General features: G+C 66.3%; 17 protein-coding genes. 9 read left to right on the plus strand and 8 right to left on the minus strand.

Annotated features, from left to right (window positions below; all coding sequences use genetic code 11):
• Positions 1–3: 3 nt before the first annotated feature.
• Genes ACIBW7_RS20580 through ACIBW7_RS20590 form a run of 3 tightly spaced genes read left to right on the plus strand, consistent with a single transcriptional unit; the run spans position 4 to position 2574 of the window.
• Complete coding sequence (locus tag ACIBW7_RS20580; protein ID WP_397048493.1) at positions 4–219, plus strand: hypothetical protein; 216 nt, start codon at positions 4–6, stop codon at positions 217–219.
• 39 nt (positions 220–258) lie between these two features.
• A complete protein-coding gene (locus ACIBW7_RS20585; protein WP_397048495.1) occupies positions 259–1083 on the plus strand; it encodes a mycofactocin-coupled SDR family oxidoreductase in 825 nt (274 codons plus the stop codon).
• 27 nt (positions 1084–1110) lie between these two features.
• Complete coding sequence (locus ACIBW7_RS20590) at positions 1111–2574, plus strand: aldehyde dehydrogenase family protein (protein WP_397048497.1); 1464 nt, start codon at positions 1111–1113, stop codon at positions 2572–2574.
• Between the two features lie 56 nt (positions 2575–2630).
• Here ACIBW7_RS20590 and ACIBW7_RS20595 read toward each other — a convergent pair whose 3' ends face one another.
• Genes ACIBW7_RS20595 through ACIBW7_RS20605 form a run of 3 tightly spaced genes read right to left on the minus strand, consistent with a single transcriptional unit; the run spans position 2631 to position 6189 of the window.
• Positions 2631–3353, minus strand: coding sequence for an ABC transporter ATP-binding protein (locus ACIBW7_RS20595; protein ID WP_397048499.1), 723 nt, complete (start codon positions 3351–3353; stop codon positions 2631–2633).
• On the minus strand, positions 3350–4156 hold the full coding sequence (locus ACIBW7_RS20600) for an ABC transporter ATP-binding protein (RefSeq protein WP_397048501.1): 807 nt from the start codon (positions 4154–4156) through the stop codon (positions 3350–3352). The genes ACIBW7_RS20595 and ACIBW7_RS20600 overlap by 4 nt, the downstream gene beginning before the upstream one ends.
• Complete coding sequence (locus ACIBW7_RS20605) at positions 4153–6189, minus strand: ABC transporter permease (RefSeq protein ID WP_397048503.1); 2037 nt, start codon at positions 6187–6189, stop codon at positions 4153–4155. Before ACIBW7_RS20605 ends, ACIBW7_RS20600 begins: the two co-directional genes overlap by 4 nt.
• A 190-nt stretch (positions 6190–6379) precedes the next feature.
• Between ACIBW7_RS20605 and ACIBW7_RS20610 the strand changes: the two genes are divergently transcribed.
• Together ACIBW7_RS20610 and ACIBW7_RS20615 are read left to right on the plus strand one after the other, a co-directional pair.
• Complete coding sequence (locus ACIBW7_RS20610; RefSeq protein WP_397048505.1) at positions 6380–7633, plus strand: ABC transporter substrate-binding protein; 1254 nt, start codon at positions 6380–6382, stop codon at positions 7631–7633.
• A gap of 50 nt (positions 7634–7683) precedes the next feature.
• Complete coding sequence (locus ACIBW7_RS20615; protein ID WP_397048507.1) at positions 7684–8382, plus strand: hypothetical protein; 699 nt, start codon at positions 7684–7686, stop codon at positions 8380–8382.
• A 297-nt stretch (positions 8383–8679) separates the two neighbouring features.
• Here the strand turns inward: ACIBW7_RS20615 and ACIBW7_RS20620 are convergent, their stop codons facing one another.
• Together ACIBW7_RS20620 and ACIBW7_RS20625 are read right to left on the minus strand one after the other, a co-directional pair.
• Complete coding sequence (locus ACIBW7_RS20620; RefSeq protein ID WP_397048510.1) at positions 8680–9636, minus strand: enoyl-CoA hydratase-related protein; 957 nt, start codon at positions 9634–9636, stop codon at positions 8680–8682.
• A 6-nt stretch (positions 9637–9642) separates the two neighbouring features.
• Positions 9643–10815, minus strand: coding sequence for a thiolase family protein (locus ACIBW7_RS20625; protein ID WP_397048512.1), 1173 nt, complete (start codon positions 10813–10815; stop codon positions 9643–9645).
• A 131-nt stretch (positions 10816–10946) separates the two neighbouring features.
• Here ACIBW7_RS20625 and ACIBW7_RS20630 point away from each other — a divergent pair, with 131 nt between their 5' ends.
• The 3 genes from ACIBW7_RS20630 (at position 10947) to ACIBW7_RS20640 (ending at position 13670) form a co-directional block, all read left to right on the plus strand.
• Positions 10947–12065 (plus strand): acyl-CoA dehydrogenase family protein, encoded by a 1119-nt coding sequence (locus tag ACIBW7_RS20630; RefSeq protein ID WP_397048514.1) that lies wholly within the window; start codon positions 10947–10949, stop codon positions 12063–12065.
• Between the two features lie 15 nt (positions 12066–12080).
• Entirely contained in the window at positions 12081–12851 is a 771-nt protein-coding gene (locus ACIBW7_RS20635) for an SDR family NAD(P)-dependent oxidoreductase (RefSeq protein ID WP_397048516.1), read from the plus strand.
• 69 nt (positions 12852–12920) lie between these two features.
• A complete protein-coding gene (locus ACIBW7_RS20640; RefSeq protein WP_397048518.1) occupies positions 12921–13670 on the plus strand; it encodes an SDR family NAD(P)-dependent oxidoreductase in 750 nt (249 codons plus the stop codon).
• A gap of 82 nt (positions 13671–13752) precedes the next feature.
• On the opposite strand, the gene ACIBW7_RS20645 is transcribed toward ACIBW7_RS20640, so the two are convergent.
• A complete protein-coding gene (locus ACIBW7_RS20645; protein WP_397048520.1) occupies positions 13753–14748 on the minus strand; it encodes an alpha/beta hydrolase in 996 nt (331 codons plus the stop codon).
• A gap of 103 nt (positions 14749–14851) precedes the next feature.
• Positions 14852–15595 carry a hypothetical protein gene (locus ACIBW7_RS20650; protein ID WP_397048522.1) on the minus strand — a complete coding sequence of 248 codons (744 nt, stop codon included), beginning with the start codon at positions 15593–15595 and terminating at the stop codon, positions 14852–14854.
• A gap of 227 nt (positions 15596–15822) precedes the next feature.
• Here ACIBW7_RS20650 and hsaA point away from each other — a divergent pair, with 227 nt between their 5' ends.
• The gene (gene hsaA, locus ACIBW7_RS20655) at positions 15823–16989 is read left to right on the plus strand and encodes a 3-hydroxy-9,10-secoandrosta-1,3,5(10)-triene-9,17-dione monooxygenase oxygenase subunit (RefSeq protein WP_397048524.1); all 1167 of its coding nucleotides are present in this window, start codon (positions 15823–15825) and stop codon (positions 16987–16989) included.
• A 75-nt stretch (positions 16990–17064) separates the two neighbouring features.
• On the opposite strand, the gene ACIBW7_RS20660 is transcribed toward hsaA, so the two are convergent.
• Positions 17065–17613, minus strand: a complete 549-nt coding sequence (locus tag ACIBW7_RS20660; RefSeq protein ID WP_397048526.1) for a flavin reductase family protein — start codon at positions 17611–17613, stop codon at positions 17065–17067.
• Between the last annotated feature and the right edge of the window lie 2 nt (positions 17614–17615).

The following is a 17615-nucleotide window of genomic DNA, read 5'->3' on the forward strand; positions in this document are numbered from 1 at the left end:
GTGATGGACCACGAATACGAAAGCGCGCTCGAGGAGAAACCCCTCGAATTCCTGACCAGCATCGCGAACAGCGGCGGGTCCTGCGACGGCCAGGCGATCGTCCCCGACGGCGAGCACTACCGATGCTGGTGTTCCTGCGGCGAATGGACGATCCAGGCGCCGACCCAGCGGGAAGGCCTGCGTCTCGCCCGGGCGCACACCGGCAGCACGCCGATCTGATCGGCGGCACTCATGGACAGCCAGAAATATGGAGGTGCAATGGCATCGGACAACAAGGTCGCATTCATCACCGGTGTCGCCCGCGGGCAGGGACGCGCGCACGCGTTGAAGCTCGCGTCCAAAGGCATGAACATCATCGGTCTCGATATCTGCGATGACATCGCGTCGATGGACTACCCGAACGCCACGGCGGATGATCTGCGGGCGACCGTCAAGGCCGTAGAGGAGCTGGGCGGCACGATCGTCGCCGAACCAGGTGATGTGCGCAGTTCCGCCGACTTGCGGCGGGTCCTCGATCTGGGCCTGGAGCGTTTCGGTCGCGTCGATGTGCTGCTCGCGAACGCCGGTATCGTCCGCCTGTCCGATGGCGCCGACCGCGAACGCATCTGGACCGACATCATCGATGTGAACCTGACGGGCGTGTGGCGCACCATCGAGGTGGTGCTACCGGCGATCCGGGCCGGCGGTCGCGGCGGATCCATCGTGATCACGAGTTCTTCGGCCGGGATCAAAGGGGTCGCGAGCGATAAGGCCGGGGCCCAGGCCTATACCGCGGCCAAGCGAGGCCTGGTCGGTCTCATGCAGGTACTCGCCAACCAGTACGCCGCCGAAATGATCCGGGTCAACACCATCCACCCGACCGGGGTGGTATCGGGCATGACGCAGAACCCGGTCATGGCCGCGATGCACGCGCAGGCGGCCAACGGCGACAAGAACACGATCAGCCAGATGCAGAACGCGCTGCCGATCGACATCCTGCAGGCCGAGGACATCGCCAATGCCGTCGCATGGCTGGTGTCCGACGAGGCGGCCTACCTGACCGGAGTCCAGCTACCGCTCGACGCCGGATTCACCATTCGCTGAATTTCACCACCCATCACGGAGGTATGAATGCCCACGATCGCTCCCCGAGTTCAACTTCGCTACGGGGATACGGTCCTCGACGCCGGGTCCGGCGGCGTTTTCGAACATCGCAATCCCTATACCGGCGAGGTGCAGGCGCGAATTCCCTTGGCCGGTGCCGCCGAAATCGACGCGGCTGTCGAATTGGCTGCCGCACAGGCGGATTCGTGGCGGCGCTGGACGCCCGAAGCACGGCGTGATGTGCTGACGCGTTTCGCCGAGCTGTTGATCGAACACCGTCAGGATTTCGTCGATCTGCAAGCGCTCGACGGCGGCACGCCACTGCACTTCGGGCGGCGGATCATCGACAACTCGGTCAGTTGGGCGCGCTATTACGCCGGATGGTGTGACAAGTTGTCCGGCGAACTGATCTCGACACTCGACACTCGCGAGTACTTCTCCTATACGGCGCCCGAGCCATACGGCGTCGTCGGCATCATCGTCACCTGGAACGGACCGGTCATCTCCCTCGGCATGAAGGTCGTACCGGCGCTGGCAGCCGGAAACTGCGTCGTGGTGAAACCCTCGGAGTTCACCCCCTTCTCCCCTGATCTGTTCGCGCAACTGCTACGGGAAGCCGGTGTGCCGCAAGGAGTTTGCACCATCCTCACCGGTGGTCCGGAGGCCGGAGCCGCCCTGGTTCGGCATCCGAAGGTGGCGAAGGTGAGTTTCACCGGCGGGCCCGTCGCGGCGCGCCAGATCATGCACACGTGTGCCGACCAGCTCAAACCCGCCGTGCTGGAGTTGGGCGGTAAGACCGCGAGCCTCGTCTTCCCGGACGCCGGAGACCTGGAAGCCGTAGCCAATCGCGCTGTGCGCGACTGCATCGGGGTGCTGGCCGGGCAAGGCTGTGCCGTGCCGAGTCGTCTGATCGTGCACGAGGACATCTATGACGAGATGGTCGAACGGGTAACCGCCATCGCGGCCACCTACAAGATGGGCGACCCGTTCGATCCGGAGGTCAAGGTCGGACCGCTCATCAATGCCGCCGCCGTCGAGCGGGTCTGCGGCATGCTGGACCGCGTCCGGCGGGATGACGCGGGCCGAATCGTGCTGGGTGGCAACAAGGCAGGCGGCGATCTCGCGGATAGGAACTTCGTGGAGCCGACGATCATCGTCGATGTCGATCCCGACCACGAGATCGCGCAGACGGAGATCTTCGGGCCGGTGCTGCTGATCTTCGAATTCTCGACCGATGACGAGGCGGTCGCGTTGGCCAACAGCACGCCCTACGGGCTCGGCGCGAATATCCAGTCGACGAATCTCACCCGGGTGCATCGACTCGCCGAGCGACTGAACGCGGGCGGCGTCTACGTCAACGGCGCTCGCCAGAATCTCCCGCATACGCCGTTCGGCGGCGTCGGGATCAGTGGTTACGGCAGGGAAGGCGGGCGGGCCGGGATCGACGAATTCCTGCGCTACAAGACGGTTTCCATCATCGAGCCGGAGTGATCCGAAAAGGGGCCGGGCACTGTGAACTGCGCCTCGGCCCCTTTTCTGAACACACCTCAAGCCGCAGTGGCGTCACCCAGATAGCCGCGCAGCAGTTCGTCACCGGCCTGGTCGGCGGCACCCGACCAGGCGATCCGCCCGCGCTGCAGGATGAGGCAGTGGTCGGCGAAAGCCAGTGCGCGACTGGCGAACTGCTCGATCATGATCACTGCGACACCGGCCGCCCTGGCCCGCTGCAGGCTCTCGAAGACCACATCGACCATCTTCGGCGCCAGGCCGAGCGACATCTCGTCGGCGATCACCAACCGCGGTTCGACCATCAGCGCCCTGGCCAGCGACAGCATCTGCTGTTCGCCACCGGACAGAGTGCCCGCGGCCTGGCGCTGCCGTTGCTGTAGCACGGGAAAGATCTCGAAGGCATGGTCGATGGCCGCGGCCCTGCGCTGCCGGTCGGCCGCGGTGGCCATGCGCAGATTCTCCAGCACGGTCAGGGTCGGGAATACGCCCCGGCCTTCGGGTAGATGCACGAGGCCCGCGCGCCGGATCCGGTCCGGCGTGGCGCCGGTGATGTCACGGCCGTCGAGTTCGACGGTTCCATCCACCGGTGTGACGAGCCCGGACAGAGTCCTGGCCAGGGTGCTTTTTCCGGAACCGTTCGGCCCGAGGACGGCGAGCGCGCTGTTCGGGTGCACGTCGAAGGTCACGCCCTGTAGTGCCTGCGCGGCGCCGTAGCGGACGTTCAGGTCGCGGACGGCGAGCAGGGAAGACGTGGTGGTCATGCCGAGGTCCTTTCCTCGTCGGGGCCCGCGCCCAGGTACGCGGCGCGCACGGCCGGATCCGCGCGGACCTCGGCCGGGGTTCCTTCGCTGATCTTGACGCCGAAGTCGAGCACATGGACGACATCGCTGAGCCCGAGCACCAGATCGACATCGTGCTCGACCAGCAGCAGCGATACGCCGTGGTCGGCCACGACACGGGTGAATGTGCCCGCGAGCTCATCGGTTTCGCGTGCGTCCAGCCCCGACGACGGCTCGTCGAGCAGTAGCACATTCGGATCGACGGCCAGTGCCCTGGCGATCTCGACGAGCCGGCTGGTGCCCAGCGGCAGCCCGGCCACCGGCAGATCGGCGTGCCCGGTCAGTTGCAGTGCGGCGAGGATCTCGTCGACCCGCCGGTCCTCGTCGGCGGAGGCGCGGCGGAAGCCGCCCGCCGTCACGAGGTCGGTCCACATCCGGCTGCGGGCGTGCCGGAGCCGGTAGCCGAGCACCACGTGTTCGCGGACGGTGAGTCCGGGGAACAGCTCCGGATGCTGGAAGGTGCGGGCGAGGCCGCGCCGGGCCCGCGACTGCGCACTCGCCTTGGTGACATCGTGACCGTCCATCAGGACGGCGCCGGAGCTCGGTTTCAGCAGTCCGGACAGCACCGCGAACAAGGTGCTCTTACCCGCGCCGTTGGGACCGACGAGACCGACGATGGAAGCGGGTGGGACCTGGAGGTCGACGTCGTTGAGGGCGACGAGCCCGCCGAAGCGGACGGTCACGCCCTTGGCCTCGATCCGCGGTGGGGTTGGGTCGGTGCTCATGCCAGGTCTCCCGGGGTCAGCTGTGGTTCCTCGACGCGCTCACGGGATTGCTCCGCAGCCGGTGTTGTCTCGGAACCCGTTGTTGCCTTTGATATTTCGGGTCTTTCGACGGCGGGCCGTCGGCGCTGCCACCAACGAATGACATCGTCGAGTTGCCGCGCGTGCATGGCGACGATCCCGTCCGGATTGCGGGCGAGCATGATCGCGCCGAAACCGAACATGATGACCGGGATCTCGGCCCAGCTGGTCGGCAGGTAGGTCTGGAACACGCTGGGCAGCACGGCGAAAGCGACACCCGCGACCAGCGCGCCCATGATCGATCGTGAGCCCAGGGTGACCAGAACGGCCAGCCAGACCAGACCGGTGAACGCATTGAACGAATCGGGCAGCGCCGATTGGTAATTCAGCGCGAGGAATCCACCGCCGACCGCCGCGACGAATGTGGCGAGAGCGGATACCAGCACTTTGATCGGAAGAATGCTCAGGCCGAGCGTGCGCGAGCCGGGTTCACTCCACCGGACCGCGGTCACCGCGAGTCCCGCGGTCGAACGCCGCAGATTGACCACGAGCAGACCGAGCCCGACGAACACCACCAGGGCGAGCAGAGCGAATGTCGCGTTGTCCGTGGCCCATTCGGGGCGCGGCATATAAATGCCCTGACCGGAGTTGTAGAACCGGTCTCGCATGAAGATCAGGTTCTGGGCGAGCAGGCCGAAGGTCAGGGTGACCAGGGCGACGTACAGGTTGCCGAGACGGATCGTGAGCAAGCCGAGGATCACACCGATCGGCACGATGCACAGCGCGCTGACCAGGACCGCCACCAGTGGAGACCACCCGGAGTTCGTGGTCAGATCGGCCGCGAAGATCGCGCCCAACCCCGCGAAGGTGATCTGACACAGCCAGATCATGCCGCCCTCACCGGTGACCAGTGTGAAGGACAGCAGCGCGATCGCGAGCGCGATACCCGCACCGACGAGACCGGCCCAGAAGTCCTCGAGGACCAGGGGCAGTACCGCGACGATGACCAACGTGACCACGGCTGCGACCAGTGCGGCTGTCGGTCGGGTCCGCCCGGTGCGTGATCCGCCCGAGCTACCAGGCGCTCCGGCATTGGCCGTGCGGATCGCGCGATCGAGCGCGCCGCCCGCCGTGGTATCGCCCGCCTGGCCACGCACCGCGTAGTACAGCAGGAAGACCAGCATGAACATGAACGGGATGCTGGGCACGATCTGCGCCGAGAACGGGCTCTGCGGGTCGAGGTAACGCTGGATGACATTGGTGACCACACCCATGGCGAGCGCGACCGAGACGGCCATCGGCAGGCTGCGCAGCCGCGCCGCGACCACCGCCGCGAAGGCGGCCGACATCAAGGAGGTCATGCCCTCGACCGTCAGTCCCGAGGTCGGGGCGACGAGCACACCCGCGAGTCCGGCCAACAGTGCACTGAATGCCCACACGCCGAGCGACACCCGGGTCGGGCTGACGCCGGACATGGCGGTCAGCGCTTCGGAGTCGACCAAAGCCCGAACCCGCAGGCCGATATCGGTATACCGGAGCAGCCCGGTGCCGACTAGCAGAACCACCGCCAGGCCCGTATAGGTGATCACCTGGTTCATATCGACGACCGCCCCGAATACGTGGAATATCCGCAGCGGTTGGGGAGCGAGGCCGGGTGCCGTGGTGTTCACCAGGTGTCCCAGCACCAGGTTGACCAGCGGTGGCAATGCGACCGACAGGCCGATCGTCGCGACGATCTTGACCAGCGGCGAGCGCAGTCGCAGGTAGCGGAAAAGCAGCACGTACAGCGCGATGCCGAGAGCCGGGCCGAACAGCCCGATCGCGACGACGGCCGCGAGCGGCATCGACCACCCGTGTTCGACGTGCAGGAAGAAGTAGAAGCGGGCGACGGCGAAGGCCATGGCACCGAAGGCGAAGTTGAAAACGCCCGAGGAAACGTAGGTGACGACCAGCGATGCCGCGGCGATTGCGTAAATCGCTCCGAGGGCTAGGCCGGCGAGAACGTAGGAGAGCAACGGTGGGGCCCCTAAACAGTTCGACGCTCTGGAGGTATGGGTAAGAGTGCGCTAATAGAGGGTCAGCGTCAAGGATTTTGTCCGGATTCTTCGTGAAAACCGGATACAAAGGGTACTGAATATGCTCCACTGTAGCCCTCAGAGCCGTTCCGGCACCGTAGCTGGATCGGCGATAGCCAGAGGAGTGCAGATGCGCAGAGTCGGTGCGATCGCAGCATGGGTGTGCGCCGCAATGTTTCTTGTTCCTGCGTGCGGCAGCGGCGGCTCCGGCGGCCCGGGCAATACGAGTGGGCCGGTCAAGGTGGGCGTGCTGACCTCGCTCAGCGGTGCCGCGACCGCCAACTACGCAGGTACCGAACCCGGAGTGAAGGCCCGCTTCGCCGCATACCAGGCGGCGAACGGGAAGTGCGCGGCGCGCGGCTTCGACGTCGTCGTGGGCGATGACCAGTCCACACCGCAGGGCGCGTTGACCGCGGCGCAGAAGTTGGTGCAGCAGGATCACGTCTACGCGGTGCTGCCGGTGAGCACCTACTTCTACGGCGCGGGGCAGTACGCGGGCACCCAGGCGAGCAAGACGCCGTTCCTCGGCGCCGGCTTCGACGGCGGCGAGCAGTGGTTCAACCCGAAGTACGACAACCTCTTCGCCGCGACGGGCGGTACCGACTACAACAAGACCGCGACGACCCTGGGTGACTACTGGAAGAAGATCGGCGGAACCAAGGCCGCCGTGCTCTCCTACAACACCCCGAGTGCCACGAAGTCGGCGGAAGGCGCGGCACTGTCGGCCGAACACGCCGGGCTGGCGCGCGGGTATGTCAACATCCGCATTCCGTTCGGGACCACCGATGTCGGTCCCTATGTCCTCGGTATCAAGGAATCCGGTGCCGATGTGCTGTACGCGCCGGTCATTCCGGATACCGGATTCGCGCTCATGACCGGACTGCGACAGGCCGGGGTCGAGATGAAGTCCGTGCTGCTGGCCACCGGCTACGGGGCGGATCTGCTGAAGTCGCCGCCGGCGATCGCGGCGGGCCAGGGCGTCGGCTTCATGACGTCCTTCGCACCGACGGAGATGAATACCGAAGCGACTCGGGCATTTTCGGCGGCGCTCGAGCAGTACGCGGGCTCGGAGACCGGTATCCCATCCTTCTCGATGGCGGTGGGCTGGGTCAGCGCCGACCTGCTGATCGAGGGGCTGGAGAAGGCCGGCTGCAACGCCAGCCAGGAGCAGTTGATGTCCGCGCTGCGTACCGATAAGACCTGGACCGCCGGTGGATTGTTCCCGAAGCCTGCCGATTTCGAGAACCGGGGCTCCTACTCGGTCGGCTCCCCCGGCAACTGCACCTTCATCTCGATCCTGCGCGGCGACAAGTTCGTGCCGGACACGAATGGCGCTCCGGCCTGCGGCCAGCAGATTCCGGATCTGAAGGTCGTGCCGAAGTAGACGTCCCTCCACATCGAAGTCCGAGGGATCCGAAAGAAAGAGAACACAGGATGAGGAAGATCGCAGCCGCCGGTGTGTTACTGGCATCCGCGCTCGCTGTAACCGCACAGGCCGGGGTCGCCGCACCACAGGCCGGCGACGGTGGCGTCAACTACACGACGAACGTCACCGATAAATCGACGATCATCAGCACCGATGCCGGTTCGATGGCCGTGGAAGACGGGGTGTTCAAGATCAAGGCAGCCAATGGGGTCACCCTCGCCGGTGCCGAATTGGCTTTCCGGGTGGACGATTTCGTCTTCCCGATCGCTGCGGAGATCACCGATCGCACCGCCACACTGACCCCGCAGTTCGATCGTGAACACGCGGTGTACAAGCCGGTCGCCCTACCCTTCGAGGACCAGGCCCCCTGGAAGACCCCCTACGACCGGGAACAGGCCGCGTTCGGCCGGATGATCAGCACCATCACGGCGGGTTCGACGGTCGGCACCATGGTCGGCGGCATCGCCGGCGGGGCCATCGGCTGTGTGCTCGGCGGCATCGCCGGCGCCACCGTCGCCTCGGCGACGATCGTCGGTTTGTTCGGCGCGTTCATTCCCGCCGCGGCCATCGGCTGTATCGGCGGGATCGTGGCCATCGGTGCGCTGGGCACCCTGGCCGGACAGCTCCTGGTGACCGCGCCGGTCGCGATCATGGCGGCAATCCAGTACTTCACCACGATCAACTCGCCGATGCCCGCACCGAAGTAACCGAACCGCCGAAGACCTGACAGGGACGCCCGCATCGCTACGGCGAGCACTCTGGCCGCCACAACCAGAGTGCTCGCCTGATCGATGACGCCGATCAGTGCGATCGGCGTAGCCAAAAGCCCCGTACCGCGCCACCAAGCGAGGTACGGGGCTCTTGAAGCGAATCGGCCTGTGTCAGCGGCGCTCGGTCACTCGAGAGGGTTTCGACAACCAGCTGTTGTTCGTCCCAGGAGTACCACCACCCCCGAACGATGCACTGGCGGGGCGCGAACCTTCACAGGGTCGGTTGTCGCACAGTTACTTTCGGTTGGTCCGAGCCGCGAATCGGCGCGCCACGTCCACCACATCCGAGCGCCAGCGCAACTTCGCCCGCGCCTCGAGCGCTAGGGCGTGGGCCAGGCTGGTGCCTTCACCGTCGGCAAGCAGTTCGAGTGTCCCCGCGACGGCATCCGGGTGGGCGAGGCAGATCAGATCCGCGAGCTCCCGGGCTCGGTCGAGCAGCCGATCGTGTGGGACGACCTCGTTCACCAGCCCCGCCGCCAGCGCCCGTGCCGCATCGACCCGCTCCCCCGTCAGCATCATCTGACGCGCCAGCCGCACACCCACCGCGCGGGGCAACAGTGCGCTCATTCCCCACCCCGGCGGCAATCCGATCGCGGCGTGCGTGTCGGCGAAACTCGCATGTTCCGAGGCGATGAGGAACGAACACGACAGCGCCAATTCCAGTGCGCCGGTGTAGCACAACCCGTTGATCACCCCGAGTACCGGCGTGCGGGCCGCCCGCACGACCGCCGCCGGATCGGTGCGCGCCCCGCGCGGTGATCCGGCACCGTTGCCCAGCGCCTCTTTCAGGTCTATGCCCGCCGAGAATGCCGGATCGGTACCCGTGAGCACGACCAACCGGGTCGCCACATCGGCATCGGCGGCGCGCATCGCCGCAATCAACCCCCGGCGCATCGTGATCGTCATGGCGTTGCGCACCCGCGGCCGGTCCAGGGTCAGCCACAGCACGCCGTCCACCCAGCGGCAGTCCAGCCCCTCTGTACTCAACGCCTCGGCATCCAACCCACCGGCATCCAACCCGCCAGCATCCAACCCACCGGCATCCAACCCACCGGCATCCAACCCACCGGCATCCAACCCACCGGCATCCGACCGACCAGCATCCAGCGCATCGACGCCCGGCCCTGCGGCATTCAGCCCCTGAGCGCCCGGCCCCGCAGCGCCCAGTCCTTCGTCCGGCCTCTCGATCACGACCGCTCAGACCGTCAGGACCAGTGCTGACCCCATGCCGCCGCCCGCACACATAGCCGCGACCGCCGTACCGCCGCCGCGACGGCGCAATTCATGGGCCAGGGTCACCACCATTCGAGTGCCGGTGGTCGCGATCGGATGGCCGAGGCTGCAACCGCTGCCGAACGGATTGACCCGCTCGGGATCCAAACCCAACCCCCTGACGGCGGCCACGGTAACCGATGCGAAGGCCTCGTTGATCTCGAACAGATCCACATCGCCGATGCCGATCCCCGCCCGGTCCAGCGCCTTTTGGATCGCCTCGATCGGCGCGAGGCCGGTGCGCACCGGATCGACGCCGACGCTCGCCCACGACCGCACCGTGGCCAGCGGTGCGAGCCCGTGTTCGGCGGCCAGTTCGGAACTGGCGACGACCACCGCGGCCGCACCGTCGTTCAATCCGCTGGAGTTACCGGCGGTGATCGAGAAACCCTCGATCTCCGGATGCAGCGGCTTCAGCGCAGCGAGTTTCGCCATGCTGGAGCCGCGGCGCGGATGTTCGTCGACGTCGAAAACCGAGACCCCGCCGTCCCGATCGGTGACTTTGACCGGGACGATCTCCTCGAGGAACCGGCCGGCGTCGATCGCCGCGATGGCCCGCTCGTGCGAACCGAGGGCCCAGGCGTCCATCTCCGCCCGGGACACCCCGGCCAGCCGTGCCGTATTCCAACCGACGAGCATCGCCATATCGTTGCTCGGCGCCTCGAGGGTCGACACGTGTGACGGCGAGCTCCATGGGTCTTGCCAGTCGTCGGTACCGGGAATCCGCCGCCGCGAAACGGGAGCGGTCGAGAACGACTGGGTCCCACCGGCGATCACCGCACGATCCATCCCGGCCAGCACGCTCCCGGCCGCGGTCGCGATACTGGCCAATCCGGAGGCGCAGTGCCGGTTGTGCGCCAAGCCGGGAACGTGCGTGAGCCCGGCCTCGATCGCGGCATACCTGGCGATATCGCCGCCACCGGCCACCGATTCGCCGAGCACGACGTCATCGATCAGCTCCGGCGGCACGCCGCTGCGCTGCGCCGCCTCCCGGACAACGACGGTGGCCAGATCGAAGGCGCTGGTGTCGCGCAGGGTGCCCTTGCGGGCGGTGCCGATGGCGGTACGGCAGGCGGAGAGCAAAACGGCGTCAGTCATATAATTCGTTGTACTCTATTACCGCGCTGCCTGAAAGATGCGAGGCGAAAAGCGTGGTGAATCTCGACTCGAGATGTAAAAAAGGATACCTTCGCAATGACGTTTATGTCTTCGGCATCGGGTGGTGACTGATGAACTTCGAGCTCAGCGACGAGCAGACGATGTTGTGCGCTGCCTCGCGCGACCTACTGTCGGACCGGGCGCCGATCGAGGCGTTACGGACCTGGATGGAGCGCGACGAGGACGTCGACCCGCAGCTGTGGCGGCTCACCGCCGAGCTCGGCTGGCCCGGCCTGGCGATACCCGAGGAGTACGGCGGTGCGGGCCAGGGCCTGGTCGAGCTGACACTGGTCGCGGAGGAGATCGGGCGCGGGCTCGGGCGCGGCCCGTTCATCTCGACCGCGGTCGTCGGGGCCGCGATCGCTGCCGCTGGTTCGCCCGCACTGCGGGCCGAGGTGCTGCCCGCGCTCGCCGAGGGATCCGGTTGGGCCACTTGGGCTTTCGCGGAACCGCGGGCACCGTGGACCCTGGACGGGGTGCACGCCGAGGCCCGGGGCGACGGGGACGGGTTCATCCTCGATGGGGTCAAGACCGCGGTACAGGATGCGGGCGGCGCCCGCTGGCTGCTGGTCACCGCGCGGCACGAAGGCGTTCCGACATCATTTCTCGTCGACCGGGACAGCGCCGGGGTCACCGTGCGGCGTCAGCAGGTCCTGGATCTGACACGCGCGTTCTACGAGGTCCGGCTCGAGCAAGTGCGCGTCCCGGCCGATCGCCGCCTCGAGGTCGGGCCCGCCGAGGTGCAATGGCTGCTCGACTACGCCTCGGTACTGCGATGTGCCGATGCCCTCGGGGTCATGGCGCGAATGCTGGAACTCACCGTCGAATACACCGGGGCCCGCGTGCAGTTCGGGCGGCCGATCGGCACCTTCCAAGCCGTCAAGCACGCGTGCGCCGATATGGCGATGTTCGTGCACGGCGCCCGCGCGGCGACCTACTACGCGGCGATGGCCGCCGATGCCGACGACGCCACGCGCGCCGCATGCGTGGCCGCCTCCCATACCTCTTCCGCCGCCGGGGAGGTCACGGCCCGCGCCCTGCAATTACACGGTGGCATCGGCTTCACCTGGGAGCACGACCTGCATCTCTACCTGCGCCGAGCCGAGACCGATGCCGTCCTCTACGGCGGCGTCGCCGTCCATCGGGATCGGCTGTGCACGCTGCTGCAACAGTCCCCCGCATCCGTCTGAACGAGAAGGAATTCCATGGAAATCAAGGGTAAGAAGGCCGTCGTATTCGGCGGCGCCTCCGGCATGGGCCGGGCCAGCGCCGAACTGCTGGCGGCGCGCGGCGCCGATGTGGCGGTGCTCGACCGTCCCGGTTCGGCGGGCGCCGAGGTCGCCGCCGCACTCGGCGCCAGCTTCCATCCCGTCGACATCACCGACTTCGCGGCGACCGAGCAGGCACTCGCCGACGCCGTGGATTCCCTTGGCGGACTGCATGTCTCGATCACCACCGCGGGCGGCGGCAAGGCCAAGCGCACGCTCGGCAAGGACGGTCCGCACGACCTCGAGACCTTCCGTCAGGTGCTCGACCTCAATGCCGTCGCGACCTTCAATATCAGCAGGCTCGCCGCGGCGCATATGAGCCGCAACGAACCCGAGGATCCCGAGGACACCGGCGAACGCGGCGTCATCATCAACACCTCCTCGATCGCGGCCTTCGAAGGCCAGATCGGTCAGGTCGCCTACACCGCCGCCAAGGCCGCCATCGCGGGTATGTGCCTGACCATGGCTCGTGATCTCGGCTCCCTCGGCATTCGCGTGCTCGCCATCGCCCCCAGCCTGTTCGACACCGGCATAACGGTCAAAATCCCGGACGAGACGCGGGCGCAACTGGTCAAGGACGCCGCCTTCCCCAAACGGCTCGGCCGTCCGGAGGAGTACGCCAAACTCGCCCTCGCCATCATCGACAACCCCATGCTGAACGGCCAATGCCTGCGCTTGGACGCGGGCCAGCGCTTCGCCCCGAGGTGATCGCGGTTCCGAACGCGAAAGTTCAAGTCGGGCATCGCATTACGGTGCCCTGTTCGAAGGAGGGACGCGATGTCCGAACATGAGGGCAAGATCGCGGTCATCACCGGAGGTGGCCGCGGCTTCGGTAAGGCATTCGGCACCGCATTGTCGGAGCTGGGCGTGCACGTCGTGCTCGCCGACATCGACGGTGAGGTCGCCGCATCGGCCGCCGCCGAACTGACCGCGCGTGGCCGCGATGCGACGGGCGTGGCCTGCGATGTCGCCGACGAAGACGGCGTCGCCGCGATGATCGACGCGGTCACCGAACGCCACGGCGGTATCGACATCCTGGTCAACAATGCTGGTCTGCATGCCGCCTACAACCGACCGTTCACCGAACTCGGCCTGGCCAAGGTCCGGCGGGTATTCGACGTCAACGTCATGGGCGTGGTCAACTGCACGCTCGCGGCGCACAAGGCCATGACCGGACGCGAGGGCGCATCGATCGTCAATATCTCGTCGTCGGCGGCCTACGCCAACCGAACCGTCTACGGTGTCTCCAAACTCGCCGTGCGCGGCCTGACCATGTCCTTCGCCCGCGAATTCGCCCCCGACGGCATCCGCGTCAACGCGATCGCACCGGGCCTGATCTTCACCGAGACCATTCGCGCCGAACTCGCACGCGAGGAGGCCGAGCGCGTCATGGGTCAGCAGATTCTCCAGCGCGAGGGCGAGGAGCGCGACATCGTCGAGGCACTGCTCTACCTGGTCTCGTCGAAGGCATCCTTCGTCACCGGCGAAACACTCCGTGTGACAGGCGGTTTCGCACTCTCGGTCTAACATTGCGGCGAATTACGCTGCGCAACAACAACTCAGGCCGGGTATCGCAATGGAAATTGCGATACCCGGCCTCAGTCTCGGATCAGCGCCCGGCGCCCGCCCAATGCTCGTCGACGAATCGGCGGATTTCCCCGGCCCTTTCCCGGTCCTCCGGTGCGGTCCCGAGGAACATGCCGTGACCCGCGGCTTCGAAGATATGCAGATCCGCTGTGACACCGGCCGCACGCAGCTTCCGGTGCAGGCGCACGGTGTCCGACAGCAATACATCCCGGGTGCCGCTCAGCAGCAGGGTCGGCGGAAAGCCCTTCGTGAAATCCCCGAACAGTGGCGACAGATACGGGTCGCGCAGATCGTGCCCCGCCGCGTACAGCAGGATGGCGGGCATCGCGCTCCCGGTCTGCACATTGTCGAGACCCCGATTGGTCTGCCAGGTGTCACCCGCCTCGGTGAGATCGACGGCGGGCGTACCCGATACCGCCGCCGCGGGCAATGGGAGACCTTCGTCGCGGGCCCGCAGGATCAGCGCGACAGCCAGATTCGCCCCGGCCGAGGTGCCACCGACGACGATCTCCTGCGGACGATATTCCTTCAGCAGGGCGCGGTAGGCGGCCAGACAGTCGTCGAGCGCGGCCGGAAACGGGTGGTCGGGCGGCATCCGATAGTCGACCGACCAGGTGCGAGCGCCTACCGAGGCGGCCGCGCCGATACCCATCGCGCGGCAGATCTCGCCGCCGCACAGGATCCATGACCCGCCATGGAGATCCAGATACACACGGCGGTCTTCGTCGGAGACACCCTCGGGGGTGATTACATAGACCTTGGCGCCCTCAGCGTCGAACTCCGCTACCGAGGGACGGGGCGCATCTGTGGCTCCGGCCCGCATCGCCATCATCTCGAGCACTTCGGCGTCGGTCGATGCGATCATGTCCCGCCAGCCCTGGAGGTCATCGGGTGCCGGATATTCCGGCACCGGCCCGAGCATGCCTCGCGCCAATATCGCCTGCGCCTGCTCACTCACCGACGTCGGCACCGGAATATCCCGTGCCGGTATGTGCAGGGACGGCCGCGATTCACTCACCTGTATTCCTTCGAGTCGTCATCGGTCCAGATGAACTGTGCATACCCGTTGAAGGACTGCCGGTTTCGTGCAACCCGCACGAAACCGGCAGCCTCCCACACAGCTATGCGGTCGCGGGCTCAGCCTCGACGACGTCCTTTTCGGCGAGTTCGGCTTCCTCGCCCTTGATCGCCTTCAGCAGTACCAGCGGCGTGGCGACCTTCCAGACGAGGTAGGCGATCGACGGAATGCCCTGGGCCAGAATCCCATTCCACGCGAACGGGCCGGTCTTGGTCAGGAAGACGAAGGCACCCGAAATGAGCAGCACACCCAGGACCATGCTGAGGTGCGCGTACCAGCGCGGGAAGATCGGCTTGGCGCGCTGGTCGAGATAGGAAGCGAACCCGATCGACCACACCTGCAGGACGAAAATACAGGCGTTGCCCACATACATCAGCCAGAAGATGTCGGTCATCGCGGACAGCACATCGGGGGAATGGCTTTCCGGCCGATATGCGGCGGCGGCCAGAATCGCCAGGGGGTAGAAGAACCCGGTCGGCGCGACGATGCCCGTGGTCATCTGGACCATCGACAGCCAGCCCCAGCCGCCTTCGACCCGCTTCATCTGCATGCTGGTCACGACGACGTACGGATATTCGAATGGCACGGTCAACACCATGATGGCCACACAGAGCAGAATCCCGTGCTGATGATCGATCAGGAATTTGACAACGTCATCGTCGGTCCGCGTCGGACTCATCGGCGAGAGCAAACCGCCGATCCCGAAACCGATCAGCATCAGTACGAGAACCAGGAATCCGCTCCACGCCGACCAGCGCTGTAATCTGAAATAGACTGATTTTTTCAACGGATCTCCTTCGATCTCTGCACTCATCACGATCAATTCCGTCCCGAGGACGAAAGCTCCCCCAGTGTGATGACCCGCACATTCGACTGGCGGCGAACTTCCGCAGAGCGGGACGGCCGATCCGCCGCCCCGGCGCCCACGGCAGGTAATCCCGTTCAGCGGCAGCCGCAGGCGAACCGGTCGGGTTCCGGCTGGAGTACGCGGTGCTCGAGGCGCAGGATTACCGCATGGACAACGATGTAGCCGAGGCGGTGCGCGGGCTGCTGCCGGAACTGGCCGAACGCGCGGCGCAGGTCGACGTGACCGGCGAAATACCGGAACAGACGATGACCGACCTGATCGCCGCCGGCGTCTTTCGGCTGCTGCAACCGAAATGGAGCGGCGGCCTGGAGGCCGAGCCGAATCAGTTCTACGACGTGGTCCGGATGATCGCGGGCACCTGCGGCTCCACCGGTTGGGTGGCCTCGGTGCTCGGGGTAGTTCCATGGCATGTGGCACTTTTCGACGAGCGCGCACAACGCGAGGTGTGGTCCGAAAATCCGAATGCGCTGATCTGTCCGTCCTATGCGCCGGTCGGCCGGTTGACGCCGGTCGAAGGGGGCTACGAGCTCAGCGGACGTTGGCGCTTCGCATCCGGCTGCGCACACGCGTCATGGGCGGTGCTCGGCGGCACCGTTTACGCCGAGAACGGTGATCCGGTGGATATCGTGTCCGCGCTGGTACCACGCGCGGATTACCGCATCGATAAGGTGTGGGACGCCGTGGGCCTGCGCGGCACCGGCAGCCATGACCTGCACGTCGATCGCATCTTCGTCCCGGAATACCGAACGACGCGCAATTACGACGTCACCCACCGGCGCGGTCCGGGCCAGAAACTGAATACCGGCCCGCTGTATCGCATGCCGTTCGGCACGATGTACAGCTATTCGGTCACCGCGCCGATGATCGGTTTGGCGGAGGGCTGCCTGGAGAAATTTCTCACGCGCATGCGCAATCTCAACCGACCGAGTTTCGGCGGTGGCAGCCTCAGCACAGACCGGTCCGTGCAGATCGCCGTCGCGCGCGCCGAATCCGACGTCGACGCCGCCGTCCTGCAGCTGCACCGGAACCTACAAGACCTGTACGAACGTGCGCGCCGCCGCGAGGACATCCCGATGGAGCTGCGGCTGCGCGGCCGCCGGGATCAGGTGTGCGGCACCGAGCGCGCGATCACCGCGATCGATCTGGTTTTCCAGGCCGCGGGCGGCATGTCACGACGCCGTGGCAATCCGATCGAACGAGCCTGGCGGGACGCGCATACGGGCAGTATCCATGCCGGTAACGATGTCGAATCGTCGCTGGCGCTGTGCGGGCGTGGCTCGTTCGGGTTGTACGTCGACGACATGCTGGTCTGAACAGACGACGACCCCAATGGCCTGCCCTGCCATTGGGGTCGTCGAATTGCGCACTGTTACACCGGATTCAGGTGACTACCAGCCGACCAGCTGGTCCAATACCAGCGACGCGCTGGCGAGGTAGTCGCCGTACCCACCGCGGAAGAACAGCAGCGGAGTACGCACCGACTCCACCCGCAGTTCGTGCACCTGCCCGACGACCAGAACGTGGTCACCGATCTCGACGATCTGGGCAACGGTGCAGTCCACCCACGCGACAACACCGTCCAATACCGGATTGCCCAATGCGGACGACTGCCACGTCACACCCTCGAACCGGTCGCCACCCCTGGACGCCATTCGCCGCGACACGTGTTCCTGGTTGCCCGCTAGCGCATTTGCGCAGAACCGCCCGGTCTCGCGGATGCGTTGCAAGGTGGTCGACGATGTGTCCACCAGGAACGACACCAGGGGCGGGTCGAGCGAGACGGAGGTGAACGTCCCCACGATGAACCCGTGCGGGCGCTGATCATCGTCGAGGGTTGTGATCGCGACCACGCTCGTGGGGAAATGGCCGAGCACATTCCGGAAGTGGCGCGTATTGATCGCCACCACCGTCTCCTGCGTTGATCGGATCTCGCTCATGC

The sequence above is a fragment of the Nocardia sp. NPDC049526 genome (assembly GCF_044465765.1).
Classification (GTDB): domain Bacteria; phylum Actinomycetota; class Actinomycetes; order Mycobacteriales; family Mycobacteriaceae; genus Nocardia.